The organism is Streptomyces flavofungini, from assembly GCF_030388665.1.
Lineage (GTDB): Bacteria > Actinomycetota > Actinomycetes > Streptomycetales > Streptomycetaceae > Streptomyces > Streptomyces flavofungini_A.
The window spans coordinates 523,782-542,341 of sequence record NZ_CP128846.1; the positions used below are offsets into that span (position 1 = coordinate 523,782).

An 18,560-nucleotide genomic window follows, 5' to 3' on the forward strand; every position below is an offset into this window, starting at 1 on the left:
AAGGACTGATGAAAGCCTCTGTAGCGATCGCACAGTTTCCCCTCACCTGGGACATCGAGGCCAACCTCGCGGCCATCACCTCGCTCCTGGCCGACGTCAAGCCAGACGAGATCGTCGTGTTGCCCGAAGGCGCCTTGTCCGGCTACGGCGCCGACCTCTCCGCCCTCGATCACCTTCAGCCCTCGGATCTCGCGCACGCCATGGACCGCCTCGCAGAACGGGCACAACGCAAGGCCATCCACCTGTTCTGCGGCACACTGCTCTTCGAGCACGGCACTTGGAGCAATGCCGCCCTGTACTTCGCCCCGGACGGCACCCGCTGGACCTACCGGAAGGTCAACCTGGCAATGAGCGAGCGTGGCCGACTCGCTCCCGGGGCAGAGCTGTCGACGCTCCCGTTGCGCCTGGCGGGCGGGCCCGTCAGCCTCGGCGTTCAGATCTGCCGGGAGATCCGCTTCCCCGAGCAATGGCAGCATCTGGCCGACCGCGGAGCCCGGGCGTTCGTCTACCTCACCCATGCGGCCAATCCCTCGGAGCCTGCCGGTGTCTGGCGAAGCCACCTCATCAGCCGCGCCGCCGAGAACCAACGCTTCGTCCTGGCCGCCAACGTGGCGGACCCGCGCCAGCACTGCCCCAGCATGGTCATCTCGCCGAGAGGGGAGGTCCTCGTAGAGGCGGAATCCGACGAGACCACCGTGATCAGAACCACGATCGACTTCGATGAGCCCGCCAACTGGTATCTCGGTCAGCGCCGACAGGACCTCGTGAAGTTGAGCTACCGAGAAGGGCGTACCGGGAGAAGCCGCCCGCCAGGGCAAGACGGGCCGCCGAAGCCGAAGTAGACGGCAGCGTGGACCTCGCCGCGCGAACGCCGGACGGGCCTTTTGGGGGACGGTCCGGCCCGGGCTTTTGCCGGGCCCCGGGGGGCCTGGCCCGGCACCTGCGGGGGCCCTTACGCCTGCGCGTATCCACCGTCGGCGAAGAACTCGGCACCGTTGACGTAACTCGACGCGTCCGAGGCGAGGAACGTCGTCACCGCGGCGATCTCCTTGGGCTCGGCGAGGCGGCCCAGCGGGACGTCCTCCTCGGCCTGCTCGAGCACCTCGGCCGGGATCAGCTCCAGCAGCCCCGGGGTGCGCGTACCGCCCGGCGACACGACGTTGACCCGAAAGCCGTGTGCGCGCGAGCTGAGGGCCCAACCGCGGGCAAGACTGCGCACAGCGGCCTTCGACGCCGCATAGACCTCGAGCCCGGCGTCGGGCCGCGTGGCGGCGGTCGAGCCCGTCAGGATCACCGAAGCGCCGGCATTGAGATGCGGCAGCGCCTGCTGGAAAGTGAAGATCGTCCCCTTGACGTTGGTGGCGAACACGGAGTCGACCATCTCCTCCGTCACCTCGCCGAGCGGAGCTGCGATGCCGATGCCGGCGTTCGCGACCAACACGTCGATACCACCGGCCTGTTCGCGCACCGCCTGGTAGAACGCGTCGAGCTCCGCAGGCACCGAGACATCGCACACCACTCCGATCACGCCGCTGCCGAGTTCGGCGGCCGCGGCGTCCAGCGTGTCCTTGCGACGACCGGTGATGAACACCTGGGCCCCTTCATCACGAAACGCGCGCGCCGTGGCGAAACCGATGCCGGTACTGCCTCCGGTGATCACAGCGACTTTGCCTGCCAAGACGGCCATGTCGACCTCCTCAAGAATTATGGACCGCTGAGTCAATAACTATCCGCGATATGGACCGAGCGGTCAAGAACGAGGTTTCGGGGCGGCGCCTCCGCGGCCTGAGCCGTCCGCGCTGCAGCGCGGACGGGAGCACTGTCGGCAGGCTCGTTGCGCGAGAAGCGCGGTGTGTGGTGTGTAGCGCGCAGCATGAAGGCGCACCCGACAGAGCTTGGGCCCGCAGGGCTTCTGGCGGTTCCAGGTCGGCAGGCCGGTGGCTGCTACTGCGGCGTGAGAGCGGGCAGGAGTCGCGTCAGCGCGGACTGCGCTGCCGCGGTGAGGGTGTCGATGTCCATACCGGTGCGCCCGAGGGCGATCAGGCCGAGCTGGGCGACGAGAACGCTGCGAGCGGTCTCGGCGGGGTCCGCATCGGGGGCGAGGTCGCCTTCACGTCGGGCCCGCTCGAGCGCCTCGGTGAGGATGGCGGTGATCGCGTCGTAGGTGCGGCGGGCCTCGGCGGCCACTTCCGGAGCACTGGAGGCGAGTTCGGCGTTGCTGTTGGCCAGCAGGCACCCTCGACGCGCGACTTCCCCGGTGGGGTCGGCAGCCGGGCCGAGCACGAATTCGCGCACCAAGTCGACCCCTCGCGCCGCGGACCCCAAGCGCTCGCGCAGCATCAGCAGGTTCGCGTTGTCGTAGTCACGCAGCACCCGCAGGAACAGGTTGCGCTTGTCCCCGAACGCGCCGTACAAGCTGCCCTTGCCGAGCCCGCTGACACGCAGCAAGTCCTCCAGGGACGTCCCCGCGTAGCCCTTGTCCCAGAACTCATCGCGGACAGCGAGAATCACACGATCTTCGTCGAACTTGCGAGGCCGGGCCATGCCCTCATCGTAGTAGTGAGCAGTTCTGGGCCGTACGGGCCAGAACCAGGTTCGCCACCCCCCGGGCCCCGGGGGGTGGCTTCATCGCGGGTCGGGGACCACGCCTGGCTGAGCCATGCCCCGCATCCCTCACGGAGAGTTCAGCAGAACGGTGCCGAGCGCGGTGAGCGTGTGGAGAGCCGTATTGCGGTGCCGGGCCGTGTGCACCAGGCCTGCTTGCCGCAGGGTCGTGGCGTGTTCGCTCGCCGTGGAAGGCGTGACAACGGCCAAGAGGGCAAGCTCTTCCTTTGAGCAGGGTTCAAGTACAGGTCCTGAGAGCCGGAGCCGGGCGGCCCGGAGCCGGACGTGGGGCTGAGAGCCGGAGCCGGGCACCGGGCTCGACCCGGCTCAGCCGAGGAAGCTCAGCCGCACCTGGCGGTTCGGGTTGTCCTTGTTGGTGTCGACCAGGCACACCGACTGCCATGTGCCCAGTTCCAGGACCCCGCCGATCACGGGCAGCGTCGCGTGCGGGGCGACGAGGGCGGGCAGAACGTGGTCGCGGCCGTGGCCGGGGCTGCCGTGGCGGTGCTGCCAGCGGTCGTCGGCCGGCAGGAGGGTGTGCAGGGCGGCGATGAGGTCGGTGTCGCTGCCCGCGCCGGTCTCCAGGACCGCGATGCCGGCCGTGGCGTGCGGGACGAACACGTTGAGCAGGCCGTCGCGGCCGCGGGCCGCCTCGCGCAGGAAACTCTCGCACTCGTGGGTGAGGTCGACGACCGTCTCCTCCGAGCCGGTCGTGACGTTCAGGATGCGGGTGGTGAAGGCGTCGGACATGCCTCCCATCCTCCATCAATCCGGCTCTCCGGCGACTCCGCACACCGGGCGTTCTCCCATTCAGTGATACGACGTGTCCATTCCACGAGACGCCGTTGACCGTTCGCGGAGCGGATCGCTACGTTCTGCCGCATGTTGCGCTCAGCCCCGCTCACTTCGCGCGGTCACATCGACCTGCTGCGAGTGGCTTCCGCCGCGTGTCACCGCGGCCGCTGACGCCTTCTCCTCCGCTCTCTGCGGCCTTCCCGCCGTCCTCCCCGCGGGCCCGTCCGGCCCCGGCCGTCCCCTCTGAGCCCGCCCGGCCCTGAGGGACGCCCGCCCGCGGCCCGCGCTGGCTCCGCCGCACCACCGGACCCGTGCTCCTGCTCACCCTGTGGCACACCCTCAGCGCCACCGGGGTGCTGAGCGCCGACGTGCTCGCCTCCCCCGCGACGATCGCCCGGGTCGCCGGTGACCTCATCGAGGACGGCTCGCTGACCTCCGCCATGGGCGTGTCGCTCCAGCGCGTCGCGATCGGTCTGCTCCTCGGCACGGCCGTGGGCACCGGCCTCGCGCTCGTCTCCGGGCTCTTCCGCATCGGCGAGGACCTGATCGACGCCGGCGTGCAGATGCTGCGGACCGTGCCGTTCGTCGGGCTCATCCCGCTGTTCATCATCTGGTTCGGCATCGGCGAGACACCGAAGGTCGCCATCATCACGCTCGGCGTCTCGTTCCCGCTGTACCTGAACGTGTACGCGGGAATCCGCGGCGTCGACGCCCACCTCATCGAGGCCGGTGAGTCGTTGGGGCTCACCCGGTGGGGGCTCGTCCGACATGTGATCCTCCCCGGCGCCCTGCCCGGCGCCATGACGGGCCTGCGCTACTCCCTCGGGATCGCCCGGCTCGCCCTCGTGTTCGCCGAGCAGATCAACGCCGACTCCGGCATCGGCTTCCTGATGGTCCAGGCCCGGGACTTCCTGCGGACGGACGTGATCGTCGTCTGCCTGATCGTGTACGCCTTCCTCGGCCTGCTCGCCGACTTCGTGGTCCGCTCTCTCGAAAGGCTGCTGCTGCAATGGCGACCGACGTTCACCGGCCGGTGACCGGCCCCGCACACCCGGCCCCCGCCGAGCGCTCACGTCCGGCCCCCACCAAGGCCAACGCCTCATACCCGCCCCACACCGGCACCGACGTCTCACCCCCCGTCGACCCCACCGCCCGGGAAGCCGACGGCACCCCGCCCCCTCCCGCCACCGTCGTCCACGTGGACGGCCTCACCCGCGCCTTCGACGGCCGCGCCGTCATCGACAGGCTCCACCTCGATGTGCGGGCCGGGGAGTTCGTGGCCCTGCTCGGGCGCAGCGGCTGCGGCAAGTCCACGCTCCTGCGGATCCTCGCGGGCCTCGACCGTGACATCGAGGGCACCGCGCTCGTGCCGCGCCGCAAGGCCGTCGCGTTCCAGTCACCGCGCCTCATGCCCTGGAAGCGGGTGTGGCGCAACGTCCTCCTCGGCCTCCCCGGCAAGCCCGAACGGGCCGTCGCGGAGCGGGCGTTGGCGGAGGTCGGGCTCGGCCACCGGTCGACGGCCTGGCCCAGGACGCTGTCCGGCGGGGAGGCCCAGCGCGCCTCGCTGGCGCGCGCCCTGGTGCGCGAACCGGATCTGCTGCTCCTCGACGAGCCGTTCGGCGCCCTCGACGCGCTGACCCGGGTCAAGGCACAGCGGCTGGTCGACGAGTTGTGGCAGCGCCGGGGCTGCGCCGTGCTGCTCGTCACCCATGACGTGGAGGAGGCGGTGCTGCTCGCCGACCGGGTCCTGGTCATGGACGAGGGCGTCATCGCGCACGAGCAGCGGATCGACCTGCCGCGCCCTCGCGACATCGCCGACCCCCGCTTCGCCGCGCTGCGCGCGGGGCTCCTGGAACGCCTCGGCGTGGAGACCCCGAGCGCCGCCCCCGCCCCCTCGCCCGTCTCCGCCCCGACCAGTTCGACCACACCCCCTCCCCCTCCTCTGCCTCCGCCACCTCCTCCCCGACGCCCGCCGCCACCCGCCCCCTCCCCACGACGGCCTCGTAGAACGGATCCCCTCATGCCGCGCCCGCCGCACTCCCCGCACACACGCCGACCGCGACATCTCATCCCTCTCCTGCTCCTCCCTCTGACCCTGACGCTCAGCGCGTGCGGCGCCTCCTCCGCCAACACCTCCGGTGGGGGACTCGGCGGCGGCAACACCGACGGCAAAGGGCCACTCACCCTCAACGTCGGCGACCAGAAGGGTGGTTCGGAGGCCGTGCTCCGCGCCGCCGGGGAGCTCGACGACCTCCCGTACAAGATCAAATGGTCGACGTTCACGTCCGGTCCGCCGCTCCTGGAGGCCGTCAACGCCAAGGCCGTCGACCTCGGCGCGGTCGGCAACACGCCGCCGGTGTTCGCCGCGGCCGCGGGCTCGAAGATCTCCGTCATCGCGGCGACGCACGGCACCGCGCACGGCGAGGTGATCGCCGTGCCGAAGGACTCCGAGCTGCGCGAGACGGCGGACCTCAAGGGCAAGTCCGTGGCGGTGGCGCAGGGTTCGTCGGCGCACTACCAACTGCTCGCCTCCCTCAAGAAGGCGGGGCTCACGCTCAAGGACGTCGACGTCAAGTACCTGCAGCCCGCCGACGCGCTCGCGGCGTTCAGCGGCGGCAAGGTCGACGCGTGGGCGGTGTGGGACCCGTACACCTCGCAGGTGCTGCGCGGCGGCAAGGCCCGGGTGCTCGCCGACGGCGAGGGCGTCGTGAACGGGCTCGGCTTCCAGGTCGCCGCGCCGGGCGCGCTCAAGGACAAGAAGAAGTCCGCGGCCGTCGCTGACTATCTGAAGCGGCTGCGCAGGGCCCAGGACTGGGTCTTCAAGCACCCCGAGGCCTGGGCGAAGGTGTGGGCGAAGGACACCGGACTGCCGTACGAGGTGGCGCTCGACGCGGTCAAGCGCACCAACGGGACCCGGGTGTTCGTGGCGGTCGACAAGAACGTCGTCGACTCCGAGCAGCAGATCGTCGACGCCTTCGCCGATCTCGAGCTCATCCCGCACCGCGTCGACTTCGGCGATTTCACGGACACCCGGTTCAACGGCTCGCTGCCGCCCTCCACCACCGCGCCCCGTACGTACAAGGAGTCCTGAGCATGACCGTGCGCCTCCACTGGTTCCTGCCGACGGGCGGCGACGGCCGCACCCTCGTCGACCGGCACGCCTACACCGACGGCGGCATCACCCGCTCCCGCGTCACCCCGGTCACCGGCGTGCGGGCGCCCGACATCGAGTATCTGGCGCAGATCGCCAAGGCCGCCGAACAGCTGGGCTTCGAGGCCGTGCTCACCCCGACCGGCACCTGGTGCGAGGACGCCTGGCTCACCACCGTGGCGCTCGCCCAACACACCGAACGCCTGAAGTTCCTGGTGGCGTTCCGGCCCGGGGTGATCTCACCGGTCCTCGCGGCGCAGATGGCGTCCACGTACCAGCGCATCACCCGCGGCAGGCTGCTCCTGAACGTCGTGAGCGGCGGCGACTCCACCGAACAGCGGCGCTTCGGCGACCACCTGGACCACGACCGGCGCTACGCCCGCACCGACGAGTTCCTGTCGGTGGTGCGCGGCGCGTGGGGCGGCCGCCCCTACGACTTCGACGGCGAGCACTACCGCGTCGAGGGCGGCCTGACCGCGCTGCCGCCGGACCCGCTTCCGGAGATCTTCTTCGGTGGTTCGTCGGCGGCCGCGGGCCCGGTCGCCGCCCGGCACAGCGATGTGTATCTGACCTGGGGCGAGCCGCCCGAGCAGGTGAAGCAGAAGATCGACTGGATCCGGGGGCTCGCCGAGGCCGAGGAGCGCACCGTGCGCTTCGGGATCCGCCTGCACACCATCTCCCGCGACTCCTCCGCGGAGGCCTGGGCCACCGCGGCGCGGCTGCTCGACGACCTCGCCCCGGACACCGTCGCCGCCGCCCAGGAGGCGCTCGGCCGCAGCGAGTCCGTGGGCCAGCAGCGGATGCTCGCGCTGCACGGCGGCTCCCGCGACGACCTGGAGATCTCACCCAACCTGTGGGCGGGCGTCGGCCTGGTGCGCGGCGGCGCGGGCACCGCGCTCGTGGGCAGCCACGCCGAGGTGGCCGACCGGATCGAGGAGTACCACGCGCTGGGCATCGAGCACTTCGTGCTGTCCGGCTATCCGCACCTGGAGGAGGCGTACTGGTTCGGCGAGGGCGTCCTTCCCGACCTCGCGGCGCGCGGCCTTCTCCCCCGCATCCCGGCCTCGCCCCTGACCGGTGTCCCGGCGGCGAACGGGCGACCCGCGTCCGCTCCGGGCGGCGCGCCACTGCTCGTGGCCGGGGGGCGCTGAGCACACCCGCGCCCGGGAAGATCGAGCACACCCGCGCGCCCGGGAAGATCTCGGCTCCTGCCGCAGTTAGTAGAAGCGTGAACGACATCGGGGTACGAGACGCGGGCGTCACCGAGGTGGACGTTGTGGTGATCGGCGCTGGTCAGGCGGGTCTGTCCAGCGCCTATCACCTGCGGCGCCGGGGATTCGAGCCGGAGCGGGACTTCGTCGTCCTCGACCACGCGCCCCGGCCGGGCGGCGCATGGCAGTTCCGGTGGCCGTCGCTGACGTACGGCAAAGTGCACGGCATGCACGCCCTGCCGGGCATGGAGCTGACGGGCGCGGACCCCGAGCGGCCCTCCTCGGAGGTGATCGCGGAGTACTTCGACCGCTACGAGCAGCGCTTCGACCTGCGCGTACGCCGCCCCGTCGACGTCCATCGCGTCAGCGAGGGCGGCGGCGGACGGCTGCTCGTCGCGACCTCGGCGGGGGTCTGGTCGACCAGGGCGCTGATCAACGCGACGGGCACCTGGGACCGGCCGTTCTGGCCCCGGTATCCGGGCCAGGACACCTTCCGGGGCCGCCAGCTGCACACCGCGATCTACCCGGGCCCCGAGGCCTTCCGCGGCCGGCGGGTGATCGTCGTGGGTGGTGGCGCGTCCGGCACCCAGCACCTGATGGAGATCGCGCCGTACGCGGCCGCGACCTGGTGGGTGACGCGACGGCCGCCCGTCTTCGCCGAGGGGCCCTTCGACGAGGACCGGGGCCGTGCCGCCGTCGCGATGGTGGAGGAGCGGGTACGCCAGGGACTGCCGCCGCTGAGCGTGGTGTCGGTCACCGGGCTCCCCGTCAACGACGCGGTGCGCAAGGCACGCGAGGACGGCGTCCTCGACCGCCTGCCGATGTTCGACCGGATCACGCCGACCGGCGTCGAGTGGGACGACGGGCGGCACGTCGAGGCCGACGTCATCCTCTGGGCGACCGGCTTCCGCGCGGCGATCGACCATCTGGCACCGCTGCGCCTGCGTGAGCCGGGCGGCGGGATCCGCATGGACGGCACGCGCGCGGCGGCCGACCCCCGCGTCCACCTGGTCGGGTACGGCCCCTCGGCCAGCACGATCGGCGCGAACCGGGCGGGGCGGGCGGCGGTACGGGAGATCGTGCGGCTGCTTGAGGGGTCGCCCGTCGCGGTGTGACGGCCCGTTCCGGGCGGACCGGGCTCCCTCACCTTGCCGATTGACAGTCCGTCAGGCCCCCTTGCACCGGGTCGACTTACGTGGTGACGCGCTGGAAGGCGCGCCTCCGCGACGTCATGCGCCCTCGCTCCCCGCCGACTCGACCGGCGGGACCGCGAGCAGCGTCCGGTAGTGCCCCGCCGGATGCGGCTCCCCCACCGGCTCCCCCGCGACCTCCACCCAGGCGTGCGCCTGGAACGGACTGGTCCGCACTCCCGTGCACCACGTCGGCCACACCCCCCGGCCGCGGCACAGCAAGGCCGTCGCGATGGACCGTTGCAGACAGGCCTGGCCCGCGCAGCGCAGACTCACGGACACGATGTCGCGACGCGCCGAGGCGGCCTGTTCGGCGTCGGCGGGCCGGGCCCCGCGGCGCAGGAACTCCAGGACCGCGCGCACCCGGGCCGGGCGTGCGCCCGCGAGCATCCGGGCCACCGCGACGGCGAGCAGCGGCAGGACCCTGCGGTGCAGGGGAAGCCGGTCGCGGGCGGACAGGGCGACGGGGGCGCTCATCGCGACTCCACCACCAGGCGGGCCTCGCGCAGCGACTCGACGAGACGGGTCACGTCGCGCTGGGCCGCGTCGGGGGCGGCGCGGTGGCGGGTGGCCAGCTCCTGCGCGGCCTGGTCGTGGCTGCGGCCGTCGAGCAGGTTCCTGAGCACCAGGACGCCGGTGGGGTTCAGCTGCCAGTAGCGGCCGGTGCGCTGGTGGAGCAGGACGGCGCCGTCGTCGGTCTCGGCCAGGGAGACGTCGGGGTGCAGGGTCAGGGTCATCGGGGTCTCCCGGTCACGGTCGTCGGGCGTTGTCGGTCGGGGGGTGCCTCGCGGCAGTCGGGGGGCGGTGCCTCGCGGCGGTCAGGGGCGTCAGGGCCTCGCGGCGGTCGGCAGCGTTCGTGGCTCGCGGACGCCAGGGGATGCCGAACCCCCGGTCGGGGCCGTCACGAACTCCCCAGTGGGAGCGGACTGCGGGCGGCGCGGGCCCAGGTCTCGCAGCCGAGGAGCTGCTCCACGGCGATGTCCCGGGAGGAGTCGGCCTGCGGAGCGAGCAGGTAGGCGCGCACCGACTCCGGGTCGATGAGTCCGAGGTCGGCGAGGACGGTGCCGGACGAGAACACGTCGATGATGGCGGCGAGGTTGGCCTGCCGGCCGGCCCGCAGGTCCGCGCTGAAGTCGCCCTTCGACGTCCGGTCGAGGACCGCGTCCGGCACGAGCCCGCGCATGGACCGGGCGAGCAGGGGCTTGTACTGCCACGGCGTGGTGCGTTCGTGCGGGCGGACGGCCAGGACCGCCTCGACGACCCGGTCGTCGAGGAAGGGCTGTTCGAGGCGGACGCCCTCGGCGGCGAACAGGCGGGACACCTGACGGTAGGCGGGTGAGGTGATCCGCAGCGCGGCGAGGTTCTGGTGCGGGCCCCGGTCATCGGCGAGGGGGCGGGCGTGCTCGGCGGTCGCGCGCAGGGCGGCGCGGGCGGCGTCGATCGCGATGCCCGTGGCCCAGGCGGGCGCGCGCAGCGGTGCGAGGCCCCAGCCGATGGACGGCAGCCGCGGGGGCGGTGGCGGGGCGGTGAGGTCGTCGGCCTGGGCACGCCACCACTGGGCGATGCTCTCGGCACGGGCGAGCTGGGTCAGACAGCCCCACAGCGGCCAGCGGCCGAGCGCCCTGCTGCCGCGCAGGTGCCGCAGGAGGGTGAGGGGGTGGCGGCGGGCGAGGCGGTGCAGATAGCCGGGCATGCGGCCGAAGAGTTCGTCGGCGCCGTGCCCGGCCACGTGCCGCCGGGATCCGTGCGCGGCGAGGACGGCGGCGGTGTGCCGCATACGGGCCTGGCTGCGCGTGTAGAGGTACGGCCGTTCGGTGTCGGCGAGCGCGGCCGGATCGGTGAAGATCGACGGCAGGTCGCTCTGGGCCACCACGAGATGGTGGGCGCCGGGCAGTTCGGCCGCGGCGAGCGCGGCGAAGCGTGCGTCGTCGTTGCCCGTCTCGGCCTCGGCCCAGCGGAAGGTGAGCAGGTCGGGGGTGTGCCGTGCGGTGAGGAAGGCGAGGGAGGTGGAGTCCATGCCGCCGGACATGTCGGCGCTGAGGCCACTGCCGACTCCGGTGCGACCATCACCGCTGAGGCCACGACCGCCCTCGGGATCACTGCCGGCGCCGGGACCGCTGCCGCCGTCGGGACCACCGCCGCCACCAGCATCACCGCCGACGCCGAGACCACCGCTCAGCCCGTCCACGGCTGTGACCAGCGCCTCACGCACCGCCGACGCGCCTTCCTCCAGGCCGAGTTCGGGGGCGGGCGGCGACCACCAGCGGCGTTCGCGGGCGCGGTCGGGTTCGAGGACGAGACAGTGGTCGTGCGGCACCGTGGACACACCGGTCCACGCGCTGCGGTCGGAGAGCGGGGGCGGCAGCATGCCGCCGCAGACGACGCGCAGGGCGAGGGCGTGTTCGTCGATCCCGGCGCCGGTGAGCGCGGCGAGGGCGTCGGCCCGGTCGGCGGCGACGGGGATCCCGCCGTCCAGGCGCGCGTGGAACACCTGCCGCAGTCCGGTGACGCTCCCCTGCACGCGGGTGGCGTTCCCGGCGGCGGCCACCAGATGGAAGCTGCCAGGCAACTGCCGTGCCAGGGCATCGACGTCGGCGAGCGTGCGCAGCCGTCGGCACAGCCCCTCCAGGTGGGTGGTGGTGACCGGACAGCGCCCGATCACCACCACCCGTACCGGCCCCACCGTCACCTGACGGATCTCGTCGGGCTCCCAGCTCCCCACCAGCCACGGACGGCCTGACGGATGGGGGATCAGCCGGGGCGCGGCGAAGGGGTACGCCTCGTCGGGCGGCGGCGTACCCGGCGTATCCGGAAGGACGACGAAACCGGCACTCATGTCACATGGCCTCAGTTCTCATCGGGCTCATGACCATCGATCTCAACAGGGGCTCGCCTCGCGCAGGAGACCCGCCCCGGGAAGGGGACCCGCACCACACACATCTGGTGTCAGGCTCCGCGTCGATGTGTCACCAGCCCTGCTCGCCGAGGACGTCGGTGTAGCGCGAGCCGAAGCCCAGCGTGTCCTCGGAGAAGTCGCCGACGGCGATGAGAGCCGGCGGCTCGTAGCTGACGGCCTGGTCGCGCTCGTCGATACCCGTGATGTCTTCCATGGATTCCTCCCGTTGAGGTGCCCTGACAGATGACGGAGCCCCCACGTCGAGGGCCCCGGGTGACGCGCGGCAAGTATTCGAACTGCTTGCCGGAAAGCGGACTACCCCCCAACTCAGCCGTCTACACCGTCACTTGTGCCACAGGAGCCACGAGATCACGAACAGACGCCGCGAACCGGGCCCAACCTCCCCCGGAACCCCGGATTCAGTGCCCACCGCTCGCCCGCAGACCGCGCGGCACCAGCCATACGACCAGCAGCGCGACGGCGGTCACGATCCCGGCGCTGACGTACGCCGTGGTCGTCAGGGCGGATTCGAACGCCGCCCTGGCCGCTTCCATGAGCCGCTCACCGGCCGCGCCGCCCAGCCGGTCGGCGGCGTCCACAGCCCCGCCCACGGACTCCCGGGCCTGCGCCGTCCGGCCTTCCATGCGGGCGGCGTACACGGAGCCGTGGATGGAGCCGAGCAGGGCGACACCGAGGCCGACGCCGAGTTCGTACGAGGTCTCCGACACGGCACCGGCCTGCCCCGCCCGTGCCGCGGGCACCGTGGACACCAGGACGGACGCGGCCGCGGTGATGGCGAGCCCGTCGCCGAGGCCGAGCGCGACGAACACGACCGCCACGACACCGTACGGGGTCGGCTCCGCCGACAGGGCGAGCAGCAGGAACCCGGCGATCAGCCCGCTGAGCCCCAGGGCCATCACGGCACGGACCCCGAACCGCCCCATCAGCAGCGGAGAGAGCAGCGATCCGGCGAGCATCGCCCCGGCGGCGGGCAGCGTCCGCAGGCCCGCGCCGAACGGCGAGTACCCGTGGACGTACTGCAGCCACAGCGACATCAGGAAGAGGGCCGCACCGATCGCGAGCATCGCGAGGAACGTGGCGAGCGCGGCCGCGGTGAACGCGCGGTTCGTGAAGAGCCGGACGTCGAGCAGCGGATCGTCGAGCGTGAGCTGTCTGCGGGCGAACACCACGAGGAGCACGAGGCCGAGGGCGAGGATCGCCAGGTCCCCGACGGCGAGGCTGCCCTTGGCGACGTGCTTGATGCCCCATGCGAGGGCGATCACGCCCACGACGGAGAGCGCGGCGCCCGGCCAGTCCAGCGGGCCCTTGCCGCCGCTGCGGAACTCCGGCAGCAGCCGGACTCCGGCGACCACGGTCACCACGACGACGGGGACGTTGACCCAGAACGCCGCCGACCAGCCGGAGCTCTCGACGAGCAGTCCGCCGACCAGCGGGCCCACGGCGGCCCCCGCGCCCGCGACGGCCGCCCAGATGCCGATGGCGAGGGCGCGCTCACGCGGGTCGGTGAAGACGTTGCGGATCAGCGAGAGCGTCGACGGCATGACCATCGCGCCGCCGATCCCGAGCAGGACGCGTCCGGCGATGAGCTGCCACGGGTCCGTGGCGGTCGCGGCCACGACCGAGGCGAGGCCGAAGAGCACGAAACCGGTGAGGAACAGGCGTTTGCGGCCGAGACGGTCGCCGACCGCGCCGGAGGTGACGAGCAGTCCGCCGAGGACCAGGCCGTAGATGTCGATGATCCACAGCTGCTCGACGGCCGTGGGCCGCATGTCGTCGATGAGCGAGGGCAGCGCCACATTGAGGATGGTGGCGTCCATGGCGACCAGCAGCAGGCTGGAGCACAGCACGGCGAGCGCGGCCCAGCGGCCGCGGCCGGGCACCGGACGACTGTCCGCGGCGGGGCCCGAGGTGTTCAGGTCACGGGCCACGGGACATCGCATCCCTTCGCGTCCCTCCGGCCCGGTGCGCGGTGACAGCGCACCGGGCCGGAGGCCCTCGGAGGTACCTACCTGTCAGGCCTGAGCGCCTGCCTGGCAGGGAAATTCCGTCCAAGTATCACCCATATGCGCGCTCTGTGCCTTTTCTCCGTCCGGGTCACCCGCTCTCGGTGCGCGTCCGCGGTCGTACGGCGAGCGGGCGGCGGCGCGGCGCCCCGCTGGGGGCGCCGATGGCGCCGACCGTCAGACCACGGATGCGTTCGGTGAAGTCGGCGTCGGGCAGCGGGAGTTCGAGGTCGGGGTCGACGTAGCTGACGGCGGTCGCCACATAGTCCATGACCGCGCTCACGACCGCGGGCATCGCCCCGAGGCCCGCGGCACGCTCGGAGACCTTCAGCCCGCTCAGGACGCGCAGGGTCGTCGGCACGCTCCGGTCCGTCCACACGGGCGGATGGTTGCGCGGAAAGCCCGGTTCCGGGCAGCCGCCCGGCTCGTCGGCGCCCCGCGCCGGGAGCGCCGCGCTCGGCGTCTGCTGCTGCCACCACTGCGCCACGCCTGCCTCGCCGAGCGAGAGGTGATGCAGATAGAGACAGTACGAGGCGGCGGTGTCGCCCGCGCCCGCCGCGTACTGCCACCAGAAGCGGGCCGATTCCTCCTCGCCGCTCAGCTGCAGGATGCAGCCGAGGACCCGGGCGCCCGGCGGCTTCGGCAGCGTCTGGGTGAGGAAGTCGCTCAGCGAGACAACCGCCGCGGTGGTCACGAGGGCCTCGCACAGACTCCGCAGATCGCGCGCCGCGGCCCGGTCCGCGCCGTCCTTCCTGCCGCGGCCCACAGCGGGCGCGACGGCGTGCACCGCTCCCGGCGGAAGATTCGTCGCGGCGCACGGGCCGGCACCGGCGGCAGCGAGCCGCCCGCGGACGGGGGCGGCGCCGGGGCGGGCGGCGCGCACGTGGTCGTAGGGGGTGTCGGTGTCGTCGAGGAGCCGGGCGCGGGCGAGCAGTTCGTCAATCGCTACGGTCACCGGGGGGTCCCTCCTGGGTGGCGGTGCGCAGGCGGCCTTCGAGGTGGCGCCGGGCATGCCGGGCGGTGGAGCGCACCGCCGCGAGCGGAATGCCGAGGACGGCGGCGACAGCGGTCTCGTCCAGGCCGCGCAGATGCAGCAGCACCATCACGTCGAGCTGCCCGGAAGGCAGTCTGCGCAGCCCGTCGAAGAGGAACATCGACTCCTCGATCTGCGCGACGGGGTCAGCGGCCGTGCGCAGGGCGAGGGTGTCGAAGGCCGCTTCCACGAGCGCGGGGCTGCTGTCGGGGTGCGGGGTGCGCTCCATGACGGTCTGGCGCAGGATCTGCCAGGCGAACCGCTCCGGGTTGTCGCTGGCGAGCGCCTCGTCCCAGAGGAAGAGCAGCAGGATGAACACGTCGTCGACCGCACGGCGCGCCTCGGCACGGCGGCGGAGGAACGTGTGGGCGTAGCCGATGTAGGCGTCGCGGTAGAGGTCCTGGAACGCGGAGAAGTGCACGGGAAGGCGGTCGTCGGCGGACAGGCCGTCCCCCTGCAGGCAGCTGTTGATCCAGATGGTTCGCTTGTCGGCCTCGCGGGCGGCCATCGCCCAGAGCGCACGCATGTCGGCCATCGACGGAGCGGGCCAGTGCAGCGCGGCGAGCAGGCTGCGGGTGAACTCCCAGCGCGGGTAGCGCCCAGCGGCCCGCAGCAGCTCGGATATCTTCGAGCGGGACCAGCCCGTCTCGTGTTCCAACTGGCCGATGGTCAGGCCGCTGGCCTGGTAGGAACCGCGCAGCGGCTCCAGCCAGGCGCGGTGCGCGCGCCCCGTCCCGGCCGTGATCGGCCCGAGTTTGCGTCCCCGCTTGCCGCGCGGGGGATCCTCGGGCGACAGGGCCCTGCCGGTCACCCGGTGCCCTCCTCACCCCGGCCGGCCGGTGGTGGGCCCAGCTCGTCGTGGCCGCCGCCCGGGTCTTCCCTGTCTCGCCTGTGCATCAGGCTCCTCATGTGCGTCCGAGATGTGTGTCCGAGTCCAGAACCGGCCTCTCGGACGCCTGCGGACGCCCTCGTGCCGGAACCGGGAGCCCAGCATGGAACCTTCGCGCGGCGTCGGCGACTGAAACTGGCGATCGGGGAACAATCAGTGACTCATGCTGACTCAAATCGATTCGAGGCAAGGTCAGTTACTGACCAGATGTCAGCAGGAGCGCCCCCTCTGCCGACACCGGCCAGGGCAGATACAGGGTGTAGAGGAGCTTGTCAGGCACCACCGGAACGGGGCCCTGGAGCACTCCGCCGGTGGCGTTGTCGACCAGGCCCTTCTTCACTTGCGCCGGGGTGTCCCCTGGCCGGAAACCGAGGTGCAGCGCGGCCGCACCGGAGGCGTGTGCCGTCGCCATCGACGTCCCGCTGAGCGTGGCCGTGGCCGTGTCGCTGTCTCTCCAGGCCGAGGGGATCTGCGCACCGGGCGCGTACAGCGACACGCACTTGCCGGTGTTGGAGGAGGACATCACCCGGTCGGAGCGGTCGCTGCCGGCGACGGTGATCGCCTCGGGCAGCCGCGCGGGCGAGGCGGAGCAGGCCCCGCCCGGCTGTCCGGAAGAGCCCGCCGAGACGGCGTAGGTGACGCCCGAGCGGATGGAGTTGCGCACCGCGCGGTCCAGGACGTCACTGGCCCCGCCGCCCAGGCTCATGTTCGCGACGGCGGGCTTCGCCGCCTTGGCCGTCACCCATTCGATGCCCGCGACGACTCCTGACGTCGTCCCGGACCCCTGGCAGTTGAGGACCCGGACCGCCACCAGTTCGGCCTCTTTGGCCACACCGTAGGTGGAGCCCGCGGCGACACCGCCGACGTGCGTGCCGTGGCCGTGGCAGTCGTTGCCGTTCTGCCCGTCGTTCACGGTGTCGATCCCGACCGAGGCCCGGCCGCCGAACTCCCTGTGCGTGGTGCGCAGTCCGGTGTCGATGACGTACACGCTGACGTCCGGCGCGGTGGTGCGGTACGTGTACGTGGTCGACAGCGGCAGTTGTCGCTGGTCGATGCGGTCGAGCCCCCAGGGGGCGTCGGGCTGCGTCCCGTCGGCCGCGGCGAGGGGCTTCGGCGCCGGGCGCGTGGGCGTTTCGGCGATCCGGACGCGGGTGTCCTGGCGTACGTACGCGACACGGGAGTCGGCGGCCGTGCGGGCCGCCTGCGCCTGGCTCATGCGCGCGGAGAAGCCGTGCAGCGCCGCGCGGTAGACGTGCCCGACGCGGGCTCCGTCGGCCCGGGCGACGAGGTCGCGTGCGACCGCGGGGACATCGGCCGGGGCGGTGGAGGGAGCGGCGCCGGAGGAAGCGGGGGCCGTGGCCGTGGCGCCGGAGGAGGCGGCCGCGGACGTGGCGCCCGCGGGCCCCTTCAGGACGACGATCCAGCTGTCCGGCACGGCGGTCTCACCGGTACCGGCCAGCCGTAACTTCCCCTCGGGAGCCGCCCGGCCGGCGCTCGCCGCGTCGGCGGGGGACGTGGCCTGGGCGGCGGGACCGGCACCGAGTTGCAGACCCGCGGCGAGCAGCACGCCGGGCAGCACCAACGCCGCCGGGCGACGGCGTAGGGACGTTCTGAGACGTATCGGCGTTCTCATCTGCGGTGCACCTGGACCTTTCCTGGACCGTGGGTGGGTCGGATCGTGTGCGGTGCGGTGCGTGTCGCGCGCCGGGCGTACGGTGCCTGGGGTGCGGCGAGGCGCAGGGGGTGCCTGCGGTACGGCGCGGAGCGCACGCCAGCGTCTCGCGCCGCCTGGGGACGGCACAAGGCTCAGCTCGGCCTTTGGGGCAGCACGGGACTCGGCCCCCCGCGGGCTGCCGACCGCCCCCTTCCACGGGCGGCCGACGGCCCGGCCCTCGGGCGGCGGGCTGCCTGTCGCGGCTTCAGGCGGCGGGCTGCCTGTTCCTGTTGAACTCCGCCACGTTCCGCTGCTGCTCCTCGTAGTTCGCCGTGAACCGCGTGTCCCCCGGTTTCACGGTCACGAAGTACAGCCAGTCCCCCTGCGTCGGGCTGGTCGCGGCGCGCATGGCGGCCTCACCCGGGTTGGCGATGGGCGTGGGCGGCAGGCCCATACGGGCGTAGGTGTTGTAGGGGCTGCCGATCTTCGTGTCGCGACTGGTGGTCTTGAGCGTGGAGCGGTTCAGGGCGTAGTTGATGGTGGAGTCCATCTGCAGCGGCATGCCCCGGTCGAGGCGGTTGTAGATCACGCGGGCGACCTTGCCCATGTCCGCCGGGTTGTCCGCCTCGGCCTCGACCATGCTCGCGATGGTGACGGTCTGGTAGACGTTCACCGCGTTCCGGTCGGCCCCGGCGGTGACGTGGCCGCCGCTGAACTTCTTGTTCGCGGTGTTGACCATGTACGACAGGACGGAGGCGGGCGTCGACTGGGAGCTGAGGGGATACGTCGCGGGGAAGAGATAGCCCTCGGGGTTGCCGCCCGCGTCGCCCGGGAGCTTGAGGTCGGTCTTCGACACGGCCCGCTTCGTCGTGCCGGACGGGACGTCGAGGGCCTTGTCGACGGCCTCGTACACCTGGGCGGAGCGCCAGCCCTCGGGGATGGTCAGCGTCTTGGGCCGGGCTTCTTCCTCGGGCAGCAGGAGCGGCACCGCCACGGCGGTGGCCGCAGCGGCCGTGCCGATGGCGATCACGGCGATCCGGCCCCGGCGTGTCAGCCGGATCGCGCCCCGCTTCAGGCCCCGTCGGGGGGTCGTGTTGTGCATGCGGGAACGCT

17 protein-coding genes and 2 pseudogenes are annotated in these 18,560 nt (G+C 72.5%); 7 read left to right on the forward strand and 12 right to left on the reverse strand.

The window, feature by feature from the left end; translation table 11 throughout:
* The first annotated feature begins 8 nt into the window (after nucleotides 1-8).
* Entirely contained in the window at nucleotides 9-842 is an 834-nt protein-coding gene (locus QUY26_RS02270; RefSeq protein ID WP_289943409.1) for a carbon-nitrogen hydrolase family protein, read from the forward strand.
* Nucleotides 843-952: 110 nt separating this feature from the next.
* On the opposite strand, the gene QUY26_RS02275 is transcribed toward QUY26_RS02270, so the two are convergent.
* From QUY26_RS02275 to QUY26_RS02290, 3 genes are all read right to left on the reverse strand, one after another.
* Entirely contained in the window at nucleotides 953-1,687 is a 735-nt protein-coding gene (locus tag QUY26_RS02275) for an SDR family NAD(P)-dependent oxidoreductase (RefSeq protein WP_289943410.1), read from the reverse strand.
* 257 nt (nucleotides 1,688-1,944) lie between these two features.
* Nucleotides 1,945-2,544 (reverse strand): TetR/AcrR family transcriptional regulator, encoded by a 600-nt coding sequence (locus tag QUY26_RS02280; protein ID WP_289943411.1) that lies wholly within the window; start codon nucleotides 2,542-2,544, stop codon nucleotides 1,945-1,947.
* A gap of 387 nt (nucleotides 2,545-2,931) precedes the next feature.
* On the reverse strand, nucleotides 2,932-3,354 hold the full coding sequence (locus QUY26_RS02290) for a secondary thiamine-phosphate synthase enzyme YjbQ (RefSeq protein ID WP_289943412.1): 423 nt from the start codon (nucleotides 3,352-3,354) through the stop codon (nucleotides 2,932-2,934).
* A 132-nt stretch (nucleotides 3,355-3,486) separates the two neighbouring features.
* Between QUY26_RS02290 and QUY26_RS40885 the strand changes: the two genes are divergently transcribed.
* From QUY26_RS40885 to QUY26_RS02315, 6 genes and pseudogenes are all read left to right on the forward strand, one after another.
* Nucleotides 3,487-3,570, forward strand: a complete 84-nt coding sequence (locus QUY26_RS40885) for a putative leader peptide (protein ID WP_354670749.1) — start codon at nucleotides 3,487-3,489, stop codon at nucleotides 3,568-3,570.
* A 101-nt stretch (nucleotides 3,571-3,671) separates the two neighbouring features.
* Nucleotides 3,672-4,436, forward strand: a pseudogene (locus QUY26_RS02295) (ABC transporter permease); the annotation flags it as partial.
* Nucleotides 4,409-5,284, forward strand: a pseudogene (locus QUY26_RS02300) (ATP-binding cassette domain-containing protein); the annotation flags it as partial. The pseudogenes QUY26_RS02295 and QUY26_RS02300, both read left to right, overlap by 28 nt.
* Nucleotides 5,285-5,419: 135 nt before the next feature.
* Complete coding sequence (locus QUY26_RS02305; RefSeq protein ID WP_289955409.1) at nucleotides 5,420-6,490, forward strand: ABC transporter substrate-binding protein; 1,071 nt, start codon at nucleotides 5,420-5,422, stop codon at nucleotides 6,488-6,490.
* Nucleotides 6,491-6,492: 2 nt separating this feature from the next.
* Complete coding sequence (locus QUY26_RS02310; protein ID WP_289943413.1) at nucleotides 6,493-7,701, forward strand: LLM class flavin-dependent oxidoreductase; 1,209 nt, start codon at nucleotides 6,493-6,495, stop codon at nucleotides 7,699-7,701.
* 77 nt (nucleotides 7,702-7,778) lie between these two features.
* Nucleotides 7,779-8,876: an FAD-dependent oxidoreductase gene (locus QUY26_RS02315; RefSeq protein WP_289943414.1), complete on the forward strand. Its 1,098-nt coding sequence runs from the start codon at nucleotides 7,779-7,781 to the stop codon at nucleotides 8,874-8,876.
* 114 nt (nucleotides 8,877-8,990) lie between these two features.
* Here the strand turns inward: QUY26_RS02315 and QUY26_RS02320 are convergent, their stop codons facing one another.
* From QUY26_RS02320 to mltG, 9 genes are all read right to left on the reverse strand, one after another.
* A complete protein-coding gene (locus QUY26_RS02320) occupies nucleotides 8,991-9,428 on the reverse strand; it encodes a lasso peptide biosynthesis B2 protein (RefSeq protein WP_289943415.1) in 438 nt (145 codons plus the stop codon).
* Nucleotides 9,425-9,688: a lasso peptide biosynthesis PqqD family chaperone gene (locus tag QUY26_RS02325; RefSeq protein WP_289943416.1), complete on the reverse strand. Its 264-nt coding sequence runs from the start codon at nucleotides 9,686-9,688 to the stop codon at nucleotides 9,425-9,427. The genes QUY26_RS02320 and QUY26_RS02325 overlap by 4 nt, the downstream gene beginning before the upstream one ends.
* A 164-nt stretch (nucleotides 9,689-9,852) precedes the next feature.
* On the reverse strand, nucleotides 9,853-11,787 hold the full coding sequence (locus QUY26_RS02330; protein WP_289943417.1) for an asparagine synthase-related protein: 1,935 nt from the start codon (nucleotides 11,785-11,787) through the stop codon (nucleotides 9,853-9,855).
* A gap of 130 nt (nucleotides 11,788-11,917) precedes the next feature.
* Nucleotides 11,918-12,061: a lasso RiPP family leader peptide-containing protein gene (locus QUY26_RS02335; RefSeq protein WP_289943418.1), complete on the reverse strand. Its 144-nt coding sequence runs from the start codon at nucleotides 12,059-12,061 to the stop codon at nucleotides 11,918-11,920.
* Nucleotides 12,062-12,266: 205 nt separating this feature from the next.
* On the reverse strand, nucleotides 12,267-13,796 hold the full coding sequence (locus tag QUY26_RS02340) for an MFS transporter (protein WP_436840251.1): 1,530 nt from the start codon (nucleotides 13,794-13,796) through the stop codon (nucleotides 12,267-12,269).
* A gap of 166 nt (nucleotides 13,797-13,962) precedes the next feature.
* The gene (locus tag QUY26_RS02345) at nucleotides 13,963-14,826 is read right to left on the reverse strand and encodes a hypothetical protein (protein WP_289943419.1); all 864 of its coding nucleotides are present in this window, start codon (nucleotides 14,824-14,826) and stop codon (nucleotides 13,963-13,965) included.
* Complete coding sequence (locus QUY26_RS02350) at nucleotides 14,810-15,715, reverse strand: helix-turn-helix domain-containing protein (RefSeq protein ID WP_289943420.1); 906 nt, start codon at nucleotides 15,713-15,715, stop codon at nucleotides 14,810-14,812. Before QUY26_RS02350 ends, QUY26_RS02345 begins: the two co-directional genes overlap by 17 nt.
* Before the next feature lie 274 nt (nucleotides 15,716-15,989).
* Nucleotides 15,990-17,426, reverse strand: a complete 1,437-nt coding sequence (locus tag QUY26_RS02355) for a S8 family peptidase (protein WP_289943421.1) — start codon at nucleotides 17,424-17,426, stop codon at nucleotides 15,990-15,992.
* 286 nt (nucleotides 17,427-17,712) lie between these two features.
* Nucleotides 17,713-18,549 carry an endolytic transglycosylase MltG gene (mltG, locus tag QUY26_RS02360; protein ID WP_289943422.1) on the reverse strand — a complete coding sequence of 279 codons (837 nt, stop codon included), beginning with the start codon at nucleotides 18,547-18,549 and terminating at the stop codon, nucleotides 17,713-17,715.
* Between the last annotated feature and the right edge of the window lie 11 nt (nucleotides 18,550-18,560).